Annotated in this window: 16 protein-coding genes; 9 read left to right on the top strand and 7 right to left on the bottom strand. The window is 67.8% G+C overall.

The window, feature by feature from the left end; all coding sequences use genetic code 11:
- The 4 genes from NS6_RS13780 to NS6_RS13765 form a co-directional block, all read right to left on the bottom strand.
- On the bottom strand, positions 1-678 hold the full coding sequence (locus NS6_RS13780; protein WP_068041400.1) for a response regulator transcription factor: 678 nt from the start codon (positions 676-678) through the stop codon (positions 1-3).
- Positions 679-718: 40 nt separating this feature from the next.
- On the bottom strand, positions 719-1,231 hold the full coding sequence (locus NS6_RS13775; protein ID WP_068041398.1) for a PH domain-containing protein: 513 nt from the start codon (positions 1,229-1,231) through the stop codon (positions 719-721).
- Positions 1,232-1,297: 66 nt separating this feature from the next.
- Complete coding sequence (locus tag NS6_RS13770; RefSeq protein WP_245669325.1) at positions 1,298-2,095, bottom strand: biotin--[acetyl-CoA-carboxylase] ligase; 798 nt, start codon at positions 2,093-2,095, stop codon at positions 1,298-1,300.
- A 129-nt stretch (positions 2,096-2,224) separates the two neighbouring features.
- Positions 2,225-2,407 (bottom strand): hypothetical protein, encoded by a 183-nt coding sequence (locus NS6_RS13765; RefSeq protein WP_068041392.1) that lies wholly within the window; start codon positions 2,405-2,407, stop codon positions 2,225-2,227.
- A 351-nt stretch (positions 2,408-2,758) separates the two neighbouring features.
- Between NS6_RS13765 and NS6_RS13760 the strand changes: the two genes are divergently transcribed.
- The 3 genes from NS6_RS13760 (at position 2,759) to NS6_RS13750 (ending at position 5,510) form a co-directional block, all read left to right on the top strand.
- Positions 2,759-4,399 (top strand): acyl-CoA carboxylase subunit beta, encoded by a 1,641-nt coding sequence (locus tag NS6_RS13760; RefSeq protein ID WP_068041389.1) that lies wholly within the window; start codon positions 2,759-2,761, stop codon positions 4,397-4,399.
- Positions 4,400-4,510: 111 nt separating this feature from the next.
- Entirely contained in the window at positions 4,511-4,837 is a 327-nt protein-coding gene (locus NS6_RS13755; RefSeq protein WP_068041386.1) for an acyl-CoA carboxylase subunit epsilon, read from the top strand.
- Between the two features lie 25 nt (positions 4,838-4,862).
- Positions 4,863-5,510: a Maf family protein gene (locus tag NS6_RS13750; RefSeq protein ID WP_068041645.1), complete on the top strand. Its 648-nt coding sequence runs from the start codon at positions 4,863-4,865 to the stop codon at positions 5,508-5,510.
- On the opposite strand, the gene NS6_RS35840 is transcribed toward NS6_RS13750, so the two are convergent.
- Positions 5,436-6,404 carry a helix-turn-helix transcriptional regulator gene (locus NS6_RS35840; protein ID WP_245669324.1) on the bottom strand — a complete coding sequence of 323 codons (969 nt, stop codon included), beginning with the start codon at positions 6,402-6,404 and terminating at the stop codon, positions 5,436-5,438. The genes NS6_RS13750 and NS6_RS35840 overlap by 75 nt on opposite strands.
- A 168-nt stretch (positions 6,405-6,572) precedes the next feature.
- Between NS6_RS35840 and NS6_RS13740 the strand changes: the two genes are divergently transcribed.
- From NS6_RS13740 to NS6_RS13730, 3 genes are all read left to right on the top strand, one after another.
- Positions 6,573-7,433 (top strand): sulfurtransferase, encoded by an 861-nt coding sequence (locus NS6_RS13740; RefSeq protein ID WP_068041384.1) that lies wholly within the window; start codon positions 6,573-6,575, stop codon positions 7,431-7,433.
- 415 nt (positions 7,434-7,848) lie between these two features.
- On the top strand, positions 7,849-9,636 hold the full coding sequence (locus NS6_RS13735; RefSeq protein ID WP_068041641.1) for an acetyl/propionyl/methylcrotonyl-CoA carboxylase subunit alpha: 1,788 nt from the start codon (positions 7,849-7,851) through the stop codon (positions 9,634-9,636).
- A 145-nt stretch (positions 9,637-9,781) separates the two neighbouring features.
- Positions 9,782-10,726 carry a patatin-like phospholipase family protein gene (locus NS6_RS13730; protein ID WP_068041638.1) on the top strand — a complete coding sequence of 315 codons (945 nt, stop codon included), beginning with the start codon at positions 9,782-9,784 and terminating at the stop codon, positions 10,724-10,726.
- 70 nt (positions 10,727-10,796) lie between these two features.
- On the opposite strand, the gene amaB is transcribed toward NS6_RS13730, so the two are convergent.
- On the bottom strand, positions 10,797-12,332 hold the full coding sequence (gene amaB, locus NS6_RS13725) for an L-piperidine-6-carboxylate dehydrogenase (RefSeq protein WP_084471030.1): 1,536 nt from the start codon (positions 12,330-12,332) through the stop codon (positions 10,797-10,799).
- 113 nt (positions 12,333-12,445) lie between these two features.
- On the opposite strand from amaB, the gene NS6_RS13720 reads away from it, so the two are divergent.
- Both NS6_RS13720 and lat read left to right on the top strand, forming a co-directional pair.
- Positions 12,446-12,898 (top strand): Lrp/AsnC family transcriptional regulator, encoded by a 453-nt coding sequence (locus NS6_RS13720; protein ID WP_033244363.1) that lies wholly within the window; start codon positions 12,446-12,448, stop codon positions 12,896-12,898.
- An 86-nt stretch (positions 12,899-12,984) separates the two neighbouring features.
- Positions 12,985-14,337, top strand: coding sequence for an L-lysine 6-transaminase (gene lat / locus NS6_RS13715; protein WP_068041381.1), 1,353 nt, complete (start codon positions 12,985-12,987; stop codon positions 14,335-14,337).
- 45 nt (positions 14,338-14,382) lie between these two features.
- On the opposite strand, the gene NS6_RS13710 is transcribed toward lat, so the two are convergent.
- The gene (locus NS6_RS13710; protein ID WP_068041371.1) at positions 14,383-14,742 is read right to left on the bottom strand and encodes a hypothetical protein; all 360 of its coding nucleotides are present in this window, start codon (positions 14,740-14,742) and stop codon (positions 14,383-14,385) included.
- Positions 14,743-15,268: 526 nt separating this feature from the next.
- On the opposite strand from NS6_RS13710, the gene NS6_RS13705 reads away from it, so the two are divergent.
- Positions 15,269-17,089 carry a serine/threonine-protein kinase gene (locus NS6_RS13705; protein ID WP_068041368.1) on the top strand — a complete coding sequence of 607 codons (1,821 nt, stop codon included), beginning with the start codon at positions 15,269-15,271 and terminating at the stop codon, positions 17,087-17,089.
- The last annotated feature ends 231 nt before the right edge of the window (positions 17,090-17,320 follow it).

The following is a 17,320-nucleotide window of genomic DNA, read 5'->3' as shown; positions in this document are numbered from 1 at the left end:
TCAGTCGGTGTTCAACCGGAAGCCGACACCGCGCACGGTGACGATCCGCCGTTCCGCCATCGGGCCCTCGTCCCCGATCTTGCGCCGCAACCAGGACATATGCATATCCAATGTTTTGGAGCCCCGCAGCTCGGCGTCCCCCCACACCTCACGCAGGATCGTTTCGCGCGACACCACCTGGCCGGCCCGGTCGATCAGCACCTTGAGCAGCTCGTACTCCTTGTTCGCCAACCCGACTTCCACTCCGTTGACCAGCACCCGCCGAGCCGCCGGTTCCAGCCGGATCCCGCCGACCTCCACCGTGTCGTCCCCGATCCCGCTGCGCCGTAACAGGGCCCGCACCCGGGCGAGTAGTTCGGCAAGGCGGAACGGTTTACCGACGTAATCGTCAGCACCGGCGTCGAGGCCGACCACGAAATCGACCTCGTCGGTGCGGGCGGTGAGCATCAGCACCGCCATTTCGGCGCCGCGGGCGCGGACCTGCCGGCACACCTCGAGACCGTCCATTCCCGGGAGTCCGAGATCGAGAATCAGTAGGTCATGGTGTCCTTCCAGCGCCCGGTCCAGCACTGCGGGACCGAAACTCTCCACGGTCACCGAATATCCTTCGCGGCCCAGCGCCCGCGACAATGGCGCGGCGATCGCCTCGTCGTCTTCGCCCAGCAATACGGCGGTCATGCGAACAAGGTTACGGTCCGCCGATCTCGGGACCGCGCTCTCAGTAGCCGCCGTGCCGCGGGGTGGCCTCGAAAACCTGGTGGTACAGCAGTGCGTGCACCTGTTCCACATTCGGAATATCGGAATACTCCAGCGGTTCCTCCGACGACGAACCGATGATCAGCTCGCCGGTCCGGAACATCCGGTCCACCAAGCCGTGCCGGAACTGGACACTGGAAATACGGGTCATCGGAATATCGAGACCGCTGTGAGTGAGCACGCCTTCGCGCACCAGTACGCGGCGGTCGGTGACGATGAAATGCGTCGACCGCCAGTCCAGGATCGGCCCCACACTCCGCCAGACCAGCACCGCCAGCCAGATCGCGAGGATCAGCAACAGCAACACCGAGCGCGTCGTCGACTCGGTAGTACGCGACACCAGACCACCCAGGAAACCGGCCAGCGCGGTAACGACGATGAGCGTGGTGACGGGCCACAACAGCATCTTCCAATGGGGGTGGGTGTGCAGGATCAGCTCCTCGTCGGGCGCCAGCGCATCCTCCGGATATCCCATGACCGCACATTACCGCCGAAATCCCGGGTCGCTTCGGGCGACGCGGGTTTTCGGGGCACTCGGTGTTCAACTCGGGCGCAGGTGGGTGATATCTCCGGCGGAGACCGCTTCCTCGCCGATCAGCAAACGGCCCGAAGTGTCGATATCGCGGGCGATTCCGGTGAGCAGCCCGCCGCCCGGAAGTTCCGCGCGCACAGGGGTGCCGAGCGTCGCGCAGCGTTCCCGATAGGCGTCGGCGAGATCGCCGGTATCCCAGTCTGCGTCGCGCCAGGCAGAGTAGCGCTTCGCGAATTCCGTCAGCAGTGCCAGGACCAGGCCGGTGCGGTCCGGATCGGGCACATCGCACAGGGTGAGTGAGGTCGCGTGCGGAACGGGCAGTTCGTCGGCACCGAGACTCACATTGAGCCCGACGCCCATCACCACGGCCGATCGCGGACCCCCGGCAGCGGCCTCGGTGAGGATGCCCGCAATCTTGCGCCCTTCGATCAGGACATCATTGGGCCATTTCAACGCCGCCGGCACACCGGTCGCCGACCGCAGCGCGTCGACCACCGCAGTGCCGGTGAGCAGCGGTAGCCAGCCGAGCAATTCGGGATCGAGCCCGTCGGTCCGGACGAGCAGCGAGAGCGAGATCTGCGCGCGGGGCGGGCTGGTCCAGGGCCGGGCGAGCCGGCCGCGCCCCTGCTCCTGGGCCTCTGCGACCAACACCACCCGATCGACATCCGGGTCCTCGGCCCGCGCGAGTAGATCGGCGTTGGTGGAGCCGGTCGATTCGACCACCTCTATCCCGGTGAAGAACTTCAGTTCCGGGGTTTCGGTGAGCGCGTGCCGCAAACGTTCGATATCCAACGGAGGCCTGTCCACCAGGGGCAGGGTACTTCGTCTACCTACGCACCGACGCGGGCGGGCTGGAGGCCCATCCCGGCCTCCAGGTAGGTGAACCGGAGACAGGCGCCGCCCGCTGGGTGTGCTGGAGTACGTGGGGCGAGGGAGTTATCCGGCGAGGTCGAAGCCTCCGGCCGGTGCCGGGCGCCGAATCGCTTCGGGTTCGGCTTCTTCGGGTTCGGGTTCGGTCTCGGGGGACTGTTCGGTGATCGTCGGTTCCGGCTCGGTCACCCGCCGCGTGAACGCCACGGCTTCGGGGTACTGTCCGGTGCGAGTTGTCCAGTGCCACATAGCAGGTCCACCTCCCCTCTTGGCTCGAAAATCGGCCTGTTACAAGGATATTGCCTCGGGTAGGTACAGCGAAAGCGATTTAACAGCCCGTCCGCGGGTCTGTGCGCCGGCGAGAAGACCGGCGTCGACGCCACCCCCGTTCCCACTGAGCCCGGTCGGCGCCCCGACTCGCGTGAGCGGCGGCCCGGACGCGGCGATCGCATGGTGTCGTCACCACGGTTCGCGGTGATTTGCGGTACACATAACGACCAGCGGCAACCGACCCACCTGGGGTTTTCGGCACCGCGCTCTACTCGTGAGTAGCGAGATGTGGGTTAACAGGGCCCTAAGGCTCTGGTTACACTCCGAGCCATGACGAGTGTCCAGCAGCAGCCCACGCCGGATTCGGCAGGTGCGCCCGATATCCACACCACCGCCGGCAAACTGGCTGACCTGCGGAATCGGCTGGATGAGGCCCAGCATCCCATGGGTGAGGCCGCGGTCGACAAGGTCCACGCCAAGGGGAAGTTGACCGCCCGGGAACGCATTCTCGCCCTGGTCGACGAAGGTTCCTTCGTCGAACTCGATGCCCTGGCCCGGCACCGCAGCGTCAATTTCGGCCTCGACAAGCAGCGCCCGCTCGGCGACGGCGTAGTGACCGGTTACGGCGCCATCGACGGCCGCGAAGTATGCCTCTTCAGCCAGGACTCCACGGTGTTCGGCGGCAGCCTCGGCGAGGTGTACGGCGAGAAGATCGTCAAGGTCATGGACCTGGCGATCAAAACGGGCCGCCCGCTGATCGGTATCAACGACGGTGCCGGCGCCCGGATCCAGGAGGGCGTCGTCTCGCTCGGCCTCTACGGCGAGATCTTCCACCGCAACATCCAGGCCTCCGGTGTGATCCCGCAGATCTCGCTGATCTTGGGCGCCGCTGCCGGCGGGCACGTGTACTCCCCCGCGCTCACCGACTTCGTCGTCATGGTCGATCAGACCAGCCAGATGTTCATCACCGGACCGGACGTCATCAAGACCGTCACCGGTGAAGAGGTCACCATGGAGGAGCTGGGCGGCGCCCACACTCATATGGCCAAGTCGGGGACGGCGCACTATGTGGCCTCCGGCGAACAGGACGCCCTCGATTACGTCAAGGATCTGCTGTCCTACCTGCCCAGCAACAACCGCGCCGAGGCGCCGCGTTTCCCGGCATCGGACCCGATCACCGGCGCGATCGAGGATTCGCTCACCGAAGAGGATCTCGAACTCGACACCCTGATCCCGGATTCACCGAACCAGCCCTATGACATGCACGAGGTCATCCGCCGGCTGCTCGACGACGACGAATTCCTGGAGATCCAGGCCGAACGGGCCATGAATATCATCGTGGGCTTCGGCCGGGTCGACGGCCGCAGCGTGGGCATCGTCGCCAACCAGCCCACCCAGTTCGCCGGTTGCCTCGATATCGATGCCTCGGAGAAGGCCGCACGCTTCGTACGCACCTGCGACGCGTTCAACGTCCCGATCATCACCCTGGTGGACGTGCCCGGCTTCCTGCCCGGCACCGACCAGGAATACAACGGCATCATCCGGCGCGGCGCCAAGCTGCTCTACGCCTACGGTGAGGCCACTGTGGGCAAAATCACGATCATCACCCGTAAGGCCTACGGCGGCGCCTACGACGTCATGGGCTCCAAACATATGGGTGCCGATGTGAACCTGGCCTGGCCCACCGCCCAGATCGCGGTGATGGGCGCCTCGGGCGCGGTCGGATTCGTCTATCGCAAGCGGCTCGCCGAGGCTGCCAAAGAAGGCGCTGACGTGGACAAACTGCGGCTGGAACTACAGAACGAGTACGAGGACACGTTGGTCAACCCCTACGTTGCCGCCGAACGCGGTTACGTGGACGCCGTGATCCCGCCGTCGCATACGCGCGGCCAGATCGTGTCCGCACTGCGGCTGCTCGAGCGCAAGATGGTGACCCTTCCGCCGAAGAAACACGGCAACATCCCGCTGTGATCCAGCGATACGCTCAATGAGCCGCACACTGATCTCGGAAACACGATCGGTGGAAGGTGATCGGGCCGAACTACGCGCGCCCGATCGAGGCAAGAGAGAGGATCTGGCACTGTGACGATTGTGGCAGAAGAAGAAGTATTGGCCGCAGCCGAACTGGACCTCGCCACCAGGGATCTGGCGGTCGATACCGCAAGCGTTGCCGATGCGAGCCCTGCCGCCGAGACCGATGGCCGGCAGCCGTTCCTGGTCATCGACAAGGGTGCGCCCAGCGACGCAGATATCGCCGCACTGGTCTGCCTGTTCACTGCCGCCGCCGCGGCTGCGGGGCCCGCCGACAACGGGCCACAAGATCTGTGGGGCCGACCGACCCAACTGCACCGCGGTAGCTCGCCGTTCTCGCCGTACTCCTACCCGCAGCTGTCGAATCTGCGTTTCTGATATCGAACACAGGAGAATGCCGGACGTGACCCGCCTGGTGCTCGCTTCCGCGTCCCCGGCCCGCCGGTCGGTACTCCGTGCCGCCGGTCTCGAACCGATCGTCCGGGTGTCGGACGTGGACGAGGATGCGGTAGCGGCCGCGCTACCCGCCGATACCGGTCCCCGCGACATCGTGGTGGAGCTGGCCCGGGCCAAGGCCCACTCGGTCGCCGCCGCGCTCGCCGTGGACGGCAACGGGACGACTGAGGATCTCGTCGTCGTCGGTTGCGATTCGATGCTGCTGATCGACGGCGAACTCCAAGGAAAACCACATACGGCGGAGGTGGCCCAGGCTCGCTGGCAGGCCATGGCCGGAAACAATGCCGATCTGCTGACCGGGCACTGCGTGCTCCGGCTCCGTTCCGGTGTGGTGGCCGCGGAGGCCCTCGATTGCAGTGCGACCACCGTGCACTTCGGGAAACCGGACCCGGCCGAACTGGACGCCTATATCGCCACCGGCGAACCATTGCAGGTGGCAGGCGCGTTCACGCTGGACGGCCTGGGCGGCTGGTTCGTCGACCGGATCGACGGCGATCCGTCCAGCGTGGTCGGTATCGGGCTACCACTGCTGCGCCGACTGTTGCAGGAAGTGGGCGTCGGTATCGACCGGTTGTGGGCCGACGGCCGGCCCTGAACCCGCCGCAGAACGAAACACTCGCCCGCCCTGCTGTCGCGCGGCGGGCGTGAGCGGACCGGACGAGGTCGGTAGGACGCCGGTGCCCGGCCCCGCCGAAGCCGGTGGAAGCTGACTCGCCGGCCGTACCGCCTGTCCCGCCATTCGTGATACCCGCGCGGCTTGTCCGGCGGCCGCGTCGATCAGGCCCGGTTCGGCCGGCGGCCGCGGCGACGCGGAAACCTGGTTCTGTCCCGGGGCGGTGGCAGGCTCCGACGGCCCGGCCCGCCGCAATCGCACTTCGCAGATCTCGTCGGCCACGAACGGGACGAGTTCGGCATCCACCGTGCCCGGTGCACCGGATCCCTCCAGCAGCTCCGCGAGCAGGCCGCGGTGCACCCCGCACACCACCTCGGTGTGGGTCCGCGCCAGATCGCGCAACGGGCAGGCCGTCAGCCGGACCACCGCGGTGTCCCCGGCGTCGCGGCCGGCGCTGTCTCGTTCCGGGGCGAAACCCAATTCCGACATGAGCGAGACGGTCCGGTCCTTTGCGTCCTGCACCGATTCGATCGGCTCGTCGGGCGTCTCGAGTTTGCCGCCCCAGGCCCGGCCCGCGGCCAGCCCGGCTGCCGCCTGCCGGTCGGGATCGGGGCCGAGCTGATCGGCGAGCGCTTGGGCCAGGTCCTGATACCCGATGCTGCGCTGGACCGCGCGATAGCCGATGCGCGGGCGGCCACGCCCGCGTGGCGGCTGCTGGAACTGCCGGACCAGCGACTCGCGGGTGAGAATGTCCAGGTGGAAACGCACCGTGGTGACATGCTGACCGGTGATCTGTGCCAGCTGCTGTGCGTCGAGGGGTTCGCTCGCGCTGCGGAGGATCGCGAGCAGGCGCCGCCGCGGCCAAGAATCAGACATAGCTCACCCCTCCTTCGGGGAGACTTTACCGAAGCCGTATGCGACTAATTCGCCCATTGCACCGACTTTGTGCTCTGCAACAAGTTCACGTCAAGTCACACTTACTATCCACAGTGCGGCTCGAACCTGTCGTCAGCACTGCCCATCTCCTGTGAAGGATCCTCGAACGTGCCCGTCGCCCCGGACCCATATCCCGCCTTCGGCTCGTATGCTTGCCCACACCGTTTGGTAACCACACAATGGTTGTCGGCAAACCTCGGCACCCCCGGTCTCAAGATCATCGAATGTAATGCCGATGTCCTCCTCTACGGCATCGGCCATGTTCCGGGCGCAGACAAGCTCGACTGGCGCAGCGATCTCGACGACCCCGTAACCCGTGACTATATCGACGGTGAGCGATTCACCGAACTCATGTGCTCCCAGGGCATCGAACACGACGACACCATCGTGCTGTACGGCAATGACGGTAACTCGCATGCCGCGCACGCACTGTGGGTTTTCACCATGTTCGGTCACGCCGATGTCCGGCTGCTCGACGGCGGCCGCGACGCCTGGATCGCCGAGGGTCGCGATACTGTCTTCGAAACCCCCGAGCCCGCCCGCAGCCACTATCCGCGGGTCCATCGCGACGACAAGACCGTGCGTGCGTTCCGGGAGGACGTTCTCGAGCAGCTCGGCACCGCCCTCGTCGACGTCCGGTCCCCACAGGAATACGCCGGCTTCTCCGGCGACACAGCCCCGGGCGGCGCGCTGCGCGGCGGGCATATCCCGACCGCCGTCAATATTCCCTGGACCAGCGCCCTGGGTCCCGACGGCCGGTTCCGGCCGCGAGCCGAACTCGACGCGATCTACGGCCACCTCACCGACGCCGACCCCCTCACCGCCTACAGCAGTGTCGGCGAACGCTCCAGCCACACCTGGTTCGTCCTGAAATACCTTCTCGGCTGTGATCCGGTCCGCAACTACGACGGCTCCTGGACCGAATGGGGCAACTCCGTCCGCATGCCCATCGCCACCGGAGGTGTGTAGTCGGTTCCGACTCGACCGGCGGCGCCACCACGCCGACCGTATCCGGCAGCCTCGACCACCCCCGGAAATCCGGCGCAACCAGCGGCGGAGCCGCGTTCAGCGAGGCCCTGAAAAGGGGTCGGCCCGCCCCTGCTGTCAGTGCTCGATGCGATGCGCAGGAGGCGCGCTACAGACACTGTGATCTATCCCCCTACTACTCAGTAGGGCTATCCGGTTTCCGGCATTGTTGGCAGACTGCCTACACTCGCCCCGAGACATACATGTCGACCGGGCGCGGAGCCCGCGTAGCGGATCCGAACCCACGGAAGCGGAGCCCACGAAGCGATCCGGCCCTTTTACGGAACGGCGGACCCCGATCCGCGGGAGCGGAGCCGAGGCGCGGCCCATGACCACAGAGATTGCAACAGGAGGCTCAGTGCCCAGCCATGCCAGCGCGCGGATCACGAAGGTACTCGTAGCTAACCGAGGCGAGATTGCCGTCCGCGTTATCCGGGCGGCCAAGGACGCCGGTCTCGGCAGTGTCGCGGTTTACGCAGAACCCGATGCCGACGCACCCTTCGTCAAGCTCGCCGACGAAGCGTTCGCCCTGGGCGGGCAGACCTCGGCCGAGTCGTATCTGGTCTTCGACAAGATCCTCGGCGCCGCGGCCAAGTCCGGCGCAGATGCCATCCACCCCGGCTACGGCTTTCTCTCCGAGAACGCTGAGTTCGCCCAGGCCGTCCTGGACGCCGGGCTGATCTGGATCGGCCCCTCTCCGCAGTCCATCCGCGACCTCGGCGACAAGGTCACCGCCCGGCATATCGCCGAGCGCGCGAACGCCCCGATGGCGGCGGGCACCAAGGATCCGGTCAAGGATGCGACCGAGGTCGTGGAGTTCGCGAAGAAGTACGGCGTTCCGGTCGCGATCAAGGCGGCGTTCGGTGGTGGCGGTCGCGGGATGAAGGTCGCGCACACCATCGAGGAGATCCCCGAACTGTTCGAATCGGCCACCCGCGAGGCCGTGGCCGCCTTCGGTCGCGGGGAATGCTTCGTGGAGCAGTACCTGGACAAGGCCCGCCACGTCGAGGCGCAGGTCCTGGCCGATCAGCACGGCAATGTGATCGTCGCCGGCACCCGCGACTGCTCGCTGCAGCGCCGCTTCCAGAAACTGGTCGAAGAGGCCCCTGCCCCGTTCCTGACCGACGAGGTGCGCGCCGAAATCCACTCGTCCGCCAAACGGATCTGCAAAGAGGCCGGCTACTACGGCGCCGGCACCGTGGAGTACCTGGTGCAGGGCGAGACCGTGTCCTTCCTCGAGGTCAACACCCGCCTGCAGGTGGAGCACCCGGTCACCGAGGAGACCTCCGGATTGGACCTGGTCCGCCAGCAGTTCCGGATCGCCAACGGGGAAAAGCTGGAACTCACCGAGGATCCGACCCCGCGTGGGCACTCCTTCGAGTTCCGGATCAACGGTGAAGACGCCGGCCGCGGCTTCCTGCCGGCCCCCGGCCCCGTCACCGCGTACTCCGAGCCGACCGGCCCGGGCGTGCGCGTGGACTCCGGTGTGGTGGCCGGCAGCGTGATCGGCGGCCAGTTCGACTCGATGCTGGCCAAGCTCATCGTCACCGGCGAGAACCGCACCCAGGCGCTGGAGCGGGCGCGGCGCGCGCTGGCCGAGTTCCACGTCGAAGGCCTGGCCACGGTGATCCCGTTCCACCGGGCGATCGTGGAGGATCCCGCTTTCGTCGGCAACGGCGAATCGTTCGACGTCTACACCAAGTGGATCGAGACCGAGTGGAAGAACACCGTCGAGCCGTTCACCGGCGGAGCCCCCGCCGACGAGGACGACGAACCGCGACAGAAGGTCGTGGTCGAGGTCGGCGGCCGGCGGGTCGAGGTATCACTGCCGGGTCAGTTCTCGATCGGTTCGGGTGCCGCTGCGGCAGCGGGCGCCGTACGCAAGAAGCCGAAGCCGCGTAAGCGGGGCGGCGCGGGCGGCGGTGCCGCTTCCGGTGACGCGGTCACCGCGCCGATGCAGGGCACCGTCGTCAAGGTCGCCGTCGAGGAAGGTCAGTCGGTGGAGGCCGGCGATCTGATCGCGGTGCTCGAGGCCATGAAGATGGAGAACCCGGTGAACGCGCACAAGGCAGGCGTGGTCACCGGCCTGGCTGTGGCCGCCGGCGCCGCGATCACCCAGGGCACGGTGCTCGCCGAGATCAAGTAGGGCCGGATCCGGTCGTGCACCCCACGGGCTCACCGTGAACGGGTGACCGACCGTACGCCGACAGCTGGGCCAATACTGGATGCACAGTGTCGCGGAGCGGATGCGTGATCGAGGTCGCGCACCCGCTCCGGCGTATGGTGACCTGGTGAGCGCAGCGCTACCGACGGTCGCGGAGGTGATCCGCGACCGTTTCGCATCCGGCAGCCGATCCGACGGCCATCGACTGGTGCTCGTCGTCGAGGGCGGCGGCAGCCGCGGCGTGTACTCCAGCGGGATGGTGCACGCCCTGGAGGATCTCGGGCTCGCCCGGATATTCGATGCTGTCTACGGCACCTCGGCGGGCGCCATCAATGCGGCCTGGCTGCTGTGCGGGCGTGCGGGCCGCGGCGTGAATGCCTGGACCGACGCCGCGATCATGCGCCGGGCGATCGATCCGGCACGGATGCTGCGCGGCCGGCCCGCCTTCGATCTGAATTACCTGGTGCACAAGGTCTACGACGGGCTGCATCCGATGGATTTCCCGGCGATCCTGGCGAACGAGACCACTTTCCATCCCATCGCCACCGATATCCGGACCGGCCTGCCGGTGGATCTGCACCCCTACATCGTGGACAAGACGACCTTGAAGACCGCGCTGCGGGCGTCCTCGGGTCTGCCGCTGCTGGCCGGCCCCCCGGTCGCGCTGGGCGGACGCCGATACTTCGACGGCGGGCTCGCGGAAACGGTTCCGGTGCGCAGCGCCCTGAAGGCCGGGGCCACCCACGCGTTGATTCTGCGGACCCGGCGCGCCGGCGAACACCGCCCGCCCCCGCCACGGCTGCACGACCTCGTCGGCGGCACCTATATGCGGTTCACCGCGCCCGGCGCCTACCGGGCCTGGAAACAACGTCCCGGCCAGCAGGCGCTCGAAGACGGGTTCATCGCAGGAATGGGCGCCGCGGCGTATCAGATCCACCCACCCGCCGGGTCGCCGGATATCAGCAGTGTCGAAACCGACCCGGGCGTGCTGTCCCGCGGGATGGATATCGGGCGGCGCGCCGTCGCCGACTTCTTCGCCGCGCTGAGCCCGGTCACCGCCGAGCCGAGCTGACGGCCACGTATCCGGCCGGCGTGACCGGACCCACGGCCGCTGTCGGTCCGCGGTCCGTGGGGCACACGGGTCAGTCGAAGCGGATCCCCTGGGCCAGCGGTAGGTCGCTGGAGTAGTTGATCGTGTTGGTGGCCCGGCGCATGTACGCCTTCCACGCGTCCGAACCGGATTCGCGACCGCCACCGGTGTGCTTCTCGCCGCCGAAGGCACCGCCGATCTCCGCGCCGGAGGTGCCGATATTGACGTTCGCGATACCGCAATCCGACCCGTCCGCGGCCAGGAATCGTTCGGACTCGCGCTGATCGGTGGTGAATATCGCCGACGACAATCCCTGCGGCACACCGTTGTGTAGCGCCAGGGCGGTGTCGAAATCGTCGTAGGTGAGCACGTACAGGATCGGTGCGAAGGTTTCCTCACGGACGATCTCGGTCTGGTCCGGCATCCGGACGATTGCCGGATGAGCGTAGCGGGCCGCGGATCCGGCCCCGTCGACCGTGACCTCGTGCCCGCCGCAGATCAGTTCGCCGCCGTCGCGGCGGGCCAGGTCTATAGCGTCGCGCATCCGCTCCCACGCCTCGGGCCCACTGAGCGGGCCGACTTGGACACCGGGCTCCAGCGGATTACCGACGCGCAATTGCCGATAGGCGCCCGCCAGCCGGTTCAGGAGTTCGTCCGCGATACCGGCGTGCACGATCAGCCGGCGCAAGCTCGTACAGCGCTGGCCGGCGGTGCCGACCGCCGCGAAAACGATGGCGCGCACCGCCAGGTCCAGATCGGCCGAAGGGGTGACAACGGCGGCGTTGTTACCGCCCAACTCCAGCAGGCAGCGGCCGAATCGGGCGGCCACCCGCGGCCCCACTCGACGGCCCATCGCGACCGAGCCCGTAGCGCTGATCAGCGCCACCCGTTCGTCGTCGACCAGTTGTGCCCCGGCCGCACCGGTGCCGAGTACGAGCTGATGGATGCGCGGGTCGGCCGCCGCGGCACGGGCAGCCCGGCGCAGCAGGGCATGGCAGGCCAATGCCGTCAGCGGCGTCCGGTCCGAGGGTTTCCACACCACGGTGTCGCCGCAGACCAGGGCGACCGCGGTATTCCATGCCCAGACCGCGACGGGAAAGTTGAACGCCGAGATCACCCCGACGACGCCCAGCGGGTGCCAGGTCTCCATGAGCCGGTGCCCGGGCCGTTCCGAGGCCATCGTGTAGCCGTAGAGCTGCCGGGACAACCCCACCGCGAATTCGCAGATATCGATCATCTCCTGGACCTCGCCCCGCGCCTCGGCCGGGATCTTCCCAACCTCGAGAGTGACCAGTTCGGCTAGTTCGTCCTGGTGCCGCCGCAGTAGAACGGCCAGTTCCCGGACCACCGCCGCGCGTTGCGGCGCCGGAACGGTCCGCCAGGAGCGGAATGCCGCGGCGGCCTCCTCGATCGCGGAATCGATCTCGGCGGGGCCGGCGGGGCGCAGCCCGACCAGCACTTCACCGGTGATCGGGCTGTGCACCGCCATCTCACCGGTGGGTGGAGATTCGATGCCCAGAGCGTTCAGCAGGGCGGGCACCCGGTGGGCAAGCCGGACAGTTCGGGTCTCGCTATCGATCTCGGTCATCGCGAACTCCTCGGGTTCGGCCGGACGAAATACGCTGTGCGAATGGCACGGCCGGAGAATGAACGTTCACAACTCCAGTTCCGGCGGTGTGTCCGCTACGTTAGCCTTCGCTGATGGCGGAAACACCGGCAAAACCGACCCTGGATGAGATCGATCGCCTGCTGATCCGGGAACTGATGGCCGACGGCCGGGCAACACTGTCCAATCTGGCCGAGAAGGCGAGCCTTTCGGTATCCGCCGTGCAGTCGCGAGTACGCAGACTCGAGGCGCGCGGTGTGATCCGGGGCTACACGGCCGATGTGGATCCCGAGGCGCTGGGGCAGTTGCTGTCGGCATTCGTCGCGATCACCCCTCTCGATCCGTCTCAGCCCGATGACGCGCCCGCACTGCTGCAGCATGTGCCGGGTATCGAGGCCTGCCATTCGGTGGCGGGTGAGGAGAGTTACGTACTGTTGGTCCGGGTGGCCTCCCCGCGGCATCTGGAGCAGTTGTTGCAGCAAATCCGGGCGACGGCCAATGTCCGCACCCGAAGCACGATCATCCTGCAGACCTTCTACGAGAAGTAGTTGATAACGTAACAAATCCTTCTTGTTATGGTTCTGTCAGGAAAATTTCCCGGCATATCGATTCGGGCTCCCGTACCGTCGGGATTGTGACCATCGAACTGGAACGATCCGGCTCCGGCGGTGACACCGACCGCATCCCCGCAACCCGCGTTCACGAGACGCTGTCGGCGCATATGCTCGCCGACGGATTCGATCTGGTACTGGACCTACCCGCCTCCTACGGTCGTCACCTGGTGGACGCCCGCGACGGCACCGACTACCTGGATATGTTCGGGTTCTTCGCCTCCAGCACGCTCGGGATGAACCATCCAGCACTCGCCGGCGACGCCGCCTTCCGGCACGAGCTGACCACGGCCGCAGTGAACAAACCGAGCAACTCCGATATCTACACCGTCGAGATGGCCCGGTTCGTGGACACCTTCGCCCGGGTACTCGGCGACCCCCGGCTACCCCATCTGTTCTTCATCGACGGTGGCGCGCTCGCGGTGGAGAACGCGCTCAAAACCGCGTTCGACTGGAAGAGCCGGCACAACGAACTACACGGCCGCACAGCACTACCCGACCGCGAATCCGGTGTTCTGCACCTGACCGGCGCGTTCCACGGTCGCAGCGGGTACACGCTGTCGGTCACCAATACCGACCCGGTGAAGACCGAACGTTTCCCGGCCTTCGACTGGCCTCGGATCGAAACCCCGTGGCTCGGCGGAACCGGCGATATCGACCGCGCCGAACAGCGTGCACTGGAACAGGCCGCGCGTGCCTTCGCGGACCGCCCGAACGGAATCGCCTGTTTCCTGGCCGAACCGATCCAGGGCGAAGGCGGCGACCGGCATATGCGGCCCCAGTTCCTGCAGGCGATGCAGCGGCTGTGCCACGCCAACGATGCGCTGTTCATCCTCGACGAGGTGCAGACCGGAGCCGGCGCGACCGGAACAGCCTGGGCCTACCAGCAATTGGGTCTACAACCCGATGTGGTCGCATTCGGGAAGAAAACCCAGGTGTGCGGCATCATGGCGGGCGGCCGGGTGGACGAGGTGAGCGATAACGTTTTCACCGTCCCGTCCCGGCTCAACTCCACCTGGGGCGGCAACCTGGCCGATATGGTCCGGGCCCGGCGGATACTCGAAGTCGTCGAACGCGACGGGCTGATCGAACGCGCCGCGTCACTCGGTGAACACCTCCAGGTCCTACTGCGTGCACTCACTCAGCAGCATCCGACCGCCACCGACCCCCGCGGCCGGGGCCTGATATGCGCCATAACCCTGCCGGATACCGGTTTCCGCGACGCAGTGCTCACCACACTGCGCGAACGCGAGCACGTCCTGATGGCCGGAACCGGGTCGCGTGGAATCCGATTCCGGCCGCCGCTGACCGTGGAACCCGCGGAGTTGGAGGCAGCGGTCGCCGCCCTGGACCGGGTGCTGCGGGATCGGTCGTGAGCGGTCGAAACGGCTGATACCGGTGCGGTAGGCAGATCTCGGTGATCAGCCGACCGGGCCGCCGACCGGCTCGGGTCGTAACCCGAGGGCGCCCGTCACGAACCGGCGCACCGCACCCAGCCCGGCCTCCAGAGCGGCACCGTATCCGGGCCTCGACCAGCCGGATATACGCGCGTTCCCGCCGGATTCCGGCGCAACCACGATCTCCGCGACCAGTTCCGCCGTCACGGGATCGCACACCGCCCAGGAAAAATGCGATTCGTCGACCCATTGGGCGCCCCGCCGGGCCACGTATTCCGGGTCCGTTATCCCGCCCTCCAGCAGCGCGGGCCGATCATCGACTCGTTCATCGGCCCGTAGTGCACGCAGATACCACGCCCCCGCATTGATCTCGATCGGCTCCATCCGCTCACCCTGGCACAGGGAAGGCATCGTCGCCGAGGCTCCTCGGCAAAGCTCCGGAACAAGACACCCCACATTCCGGCCGATGCCGCCCCCGTCAGAGCGCAGCCATCCCGGCCTACCTCATATCGGCGCAGCCGCGGCAAGGGCATGAGAAGCGCGACCATCCAGCGGCACGCCGGTAATCGGGCGGCCTGCCCCCGGCGGCCGCCCGATGTTCGTACCGACATGGACGGCAGACCCGCAACTACATGACCGGAACCACCTTCCCCTCGCGTAAGCGCTCGAGCCACCGGCACCGCGCGGCGCGGGGCTTTCGCCGCTGAGGCCGGGTTCCTGCCGCAGCCCCGGAGGGACCGTCCCTCGCCGGCAGCAGAGCGCACGCGGCACCTGCCCATTCGGTGCCGCCGGTCACGCTGCGCCGGGCGGCGCGTCGCCATTAGGGTCGGAGTACAGTCCGTGCGCCGCACGGCGCCGGAGCACCGCACCCGCCGGGACCCGCGGCGCGACGGTGACAGGAAGGATCGGCATGGTTGGGCAGCGACTGGGCCCCTACCGGCTCGAGCGGCTGCTCGGGCAGGGCGGTATGGGCCAGGTGTGGCTGGCGCATACCGATCCCGCGGGCGGGCAGCCGGGACGGACGATCGCGCTGAAATTGCTGCCCGCCGAACTCGCGGCGGACCCGACCTACCGGAGCCGGTTCGAGCGGGAGGCCGAGCTCGCCGCCCGCCTGCACGACCGGCATCTCGTATCGATCCACGCGCACGGTGAGCTGGACGGCCGGCTGTTCATCGAGATGGAGTACGTCGAGGGCGAGGACCTGTCGCGGATCCTGCGGCGGGGGCCGTTGCCGCCGGAACGGGCCGTCGAAATCGTCGCGCAGACAGCGGCGGCGCTGGACGCCGCGCACCGGGCCGGTTTGGTGCACCGGGATGTGAAACCGTCCAATATCGTCGTCCGGCGCGACGGCTTGGTGTATCTGATCGATTTCGGTATCGCACACGGTGCCGGCAGTACGGCGCTGACGGCGTCGGGTCTCGCGGTGGGCACCTGGGCATATATGGCGCCGGAACGGTTCACCGGCAACACCGACGCCCGTGCCGACATCTATTCGCTGGGCTGTGTGCTGTTCGAATGCCTCGCCGGTATCCGTCCGTTCGGCGATACCGACCCGGCGCGGCAGATGCACGACCATCTCACCACCGCCCCGCCCAGTGTGCGGGCGCTGGTACCGGGTATCCCCGCTCGGCTGGACGCGGTGATCGCCCGTGCACTGGCCAAGGAACCCGGTGACCGTTTCGGGTCGGCCGGTGAGTTCGCGCGGGCCGCGGCGGCGGCGCTGAGCCTCCCGAGCCGGGCGGCCACACCTGCGCCCATGGAACACCCCGGCGTCCATCGCTACGAGCTCGACGCGGGACCGGCGGGTACCCGCCGCTACGAATCACCGGACCGGCCCGCTACTCGCCGATACGAGACCTCGGCGCCCGCCGGCACAGCCGCCGGGCATCCGAGCACTCGCCCCTACGATCCCGGCGCGGAGCCGGCGGGCACGCGCCGGTACGAGGCAGCGCCACCACCCCCGGGGACCCGTCCCTACACCGGTCTCGCCGCGGCCGGTATCGCGCACGGGACGGCCGGTCCCGGCCATCCACCGACCCGGGCATACACCCGGCTGGAAACAGGCCACGCCCCCGGTGCCGCGCCGCGCGGCGGCGATATGGCGCATGCGGGAGTCCGGCCGGTCGCACCGGCCCGCCCGGCACCCCGCTCCCCTGCGCCGCCCGCCCGGGGCACGCCCCGGTCCCGTCCGGCTGCTCGGCCCCGGCGCCGGAAAAGCCGCTTGCGCAAGCTGGTGCTGTGGCTGATCGTGCTGGTGGTTGTACCGCTACTCCTGATCGGCGGATGTATGGCGGCATTGGTGAAGGGCGCGGGATCTATCGAATTCTTCTCCGGCGACGACCGGACCACGGCGCCGGCGGGTACCGAAGTCCGCGACGGTAGCTTCGAGTTCGTTGTACGGAATGTGGAGACCGATGTACCCACGGTCGGTTTCGACCGCGCCCAGGGCATGTTCGTGGTGGTGAGTTTCACCGTTCGTAATATCGCGCCGGAGCCGAAGACCTACACCCCGCTGGGTCAGGAGCTGCACGATACGGCCGGCGCCGAGTTCGGCCCGGATGTGACGGCCACCGCGCAGCGCGCCGCCACCGCCGCTGCCCCCCGGACGCTGCAACCGGGGGAATCGCTGGGTACACATCTGGTGTACGAGGTGCCCGCCGGATCGGTGCCGGCGACCATGACGTTCCGGGATTTCCCGTTCTCGCTCGGCACCTCGGTGGCGCTGGGCTGACGCTGTCGGAGGGGCGGAGTCGGCAAGCCGGCCGCGGACCCGTTCCAGCGGTCCGGTACCGATCCATTGCGCTGCTCCCGGAATCCGGGGTCGGTATGGCACGACGAGGGCACGAATATGCCGAGTTCCGCGCCGCGCCACGCGCCGGCGTCAAGATCGCGTAATCTGGACAGTGGCGCGGCATCCAGGCCGAGTAGTAGGGCAGTCTCTCTGGCTTCGCCGCTCCGGGCC

Source organism: Nocardia speluncae NBRC 108251, from assembly GCF_001613245.1.
GTDB lineage: Bacteria > Actinomycetota > Actinomycetes > Mycobacteriales > Mycobacteriaceae > Nocardia > Nocardia speluncae.
Note: the sequence above shows the minus strand (reverse complement) of the source record. Positions and strands in the feature narration are given on the sequence as shown.

Excerpts from the sequence above, each read along its gene's own strand:
- NS6_RS13760 (WP_068041389.1), top strand. The coding sequence starts at position 2,759 with ATGACGAGTGTCCAGCAGCAGCCCACGCCGGATTCGGCAGGTGCGCCC.
- NS6_RS13765 (WP_068041392.1), bottom strand. The coding sequence starts at position 2,407 with ATGTGGCACTGGACAACTCGCACCGGACAGTACCCCGAAGCCGTGGCG.
- NS6_RS13775 (WP_068041398.1), bottom strand. The coding sequence starts at position 1,231 with ATGGGATATCCGGAGGATGCGCTGGCGCCCGACGAGGAGCTGATCCTG.
- NS6_RS13780 (WP_068041400.1), bottom strand. The coding sequence starts at position 678 with ATGACCGCCGTATTGCTGGGCGAAGACGACGAGGCGATCGCCGCGCCA.
- NS6_RS13710 (WP_068041371.1), bottom strand. The coding sequence starts at position 14,742 with ATGGAGCCGATCGAGATCAATGCGGGGGCGTGGTATCTGCGTGCACTA.
- NS6_RS13705 (WP_068041368.1), top strand. The coding sequence starts at position 15,269 with ATGGTTGGGCAGCGACTGGGCCCCTACCGGCTCGAGCGGCTGCTCGGG.
- amaB (WP_084471030.1), bottom strand. The coding sequence starts at position 12,332 with ATGACCGAGATCGATAGCGAGACCCGAACTGTCCGGCTTGCCCACCGG.
- NS6_RS13720 (WP_033244363.1), top strand. The coding sequence starts at position 12,446 with ATGGCGGAAACACCGGCAAAACCGACCCTGGATGAGATCGATCGCCTG.
- NS6_RS35840 (WP_245669324.1), bottom strand. The coding sequence starts at position 6,404 with ATGTCTGATTCTTGGCCGCGGCGGCGCCTGCTCGCGATCCTCCGCAGC.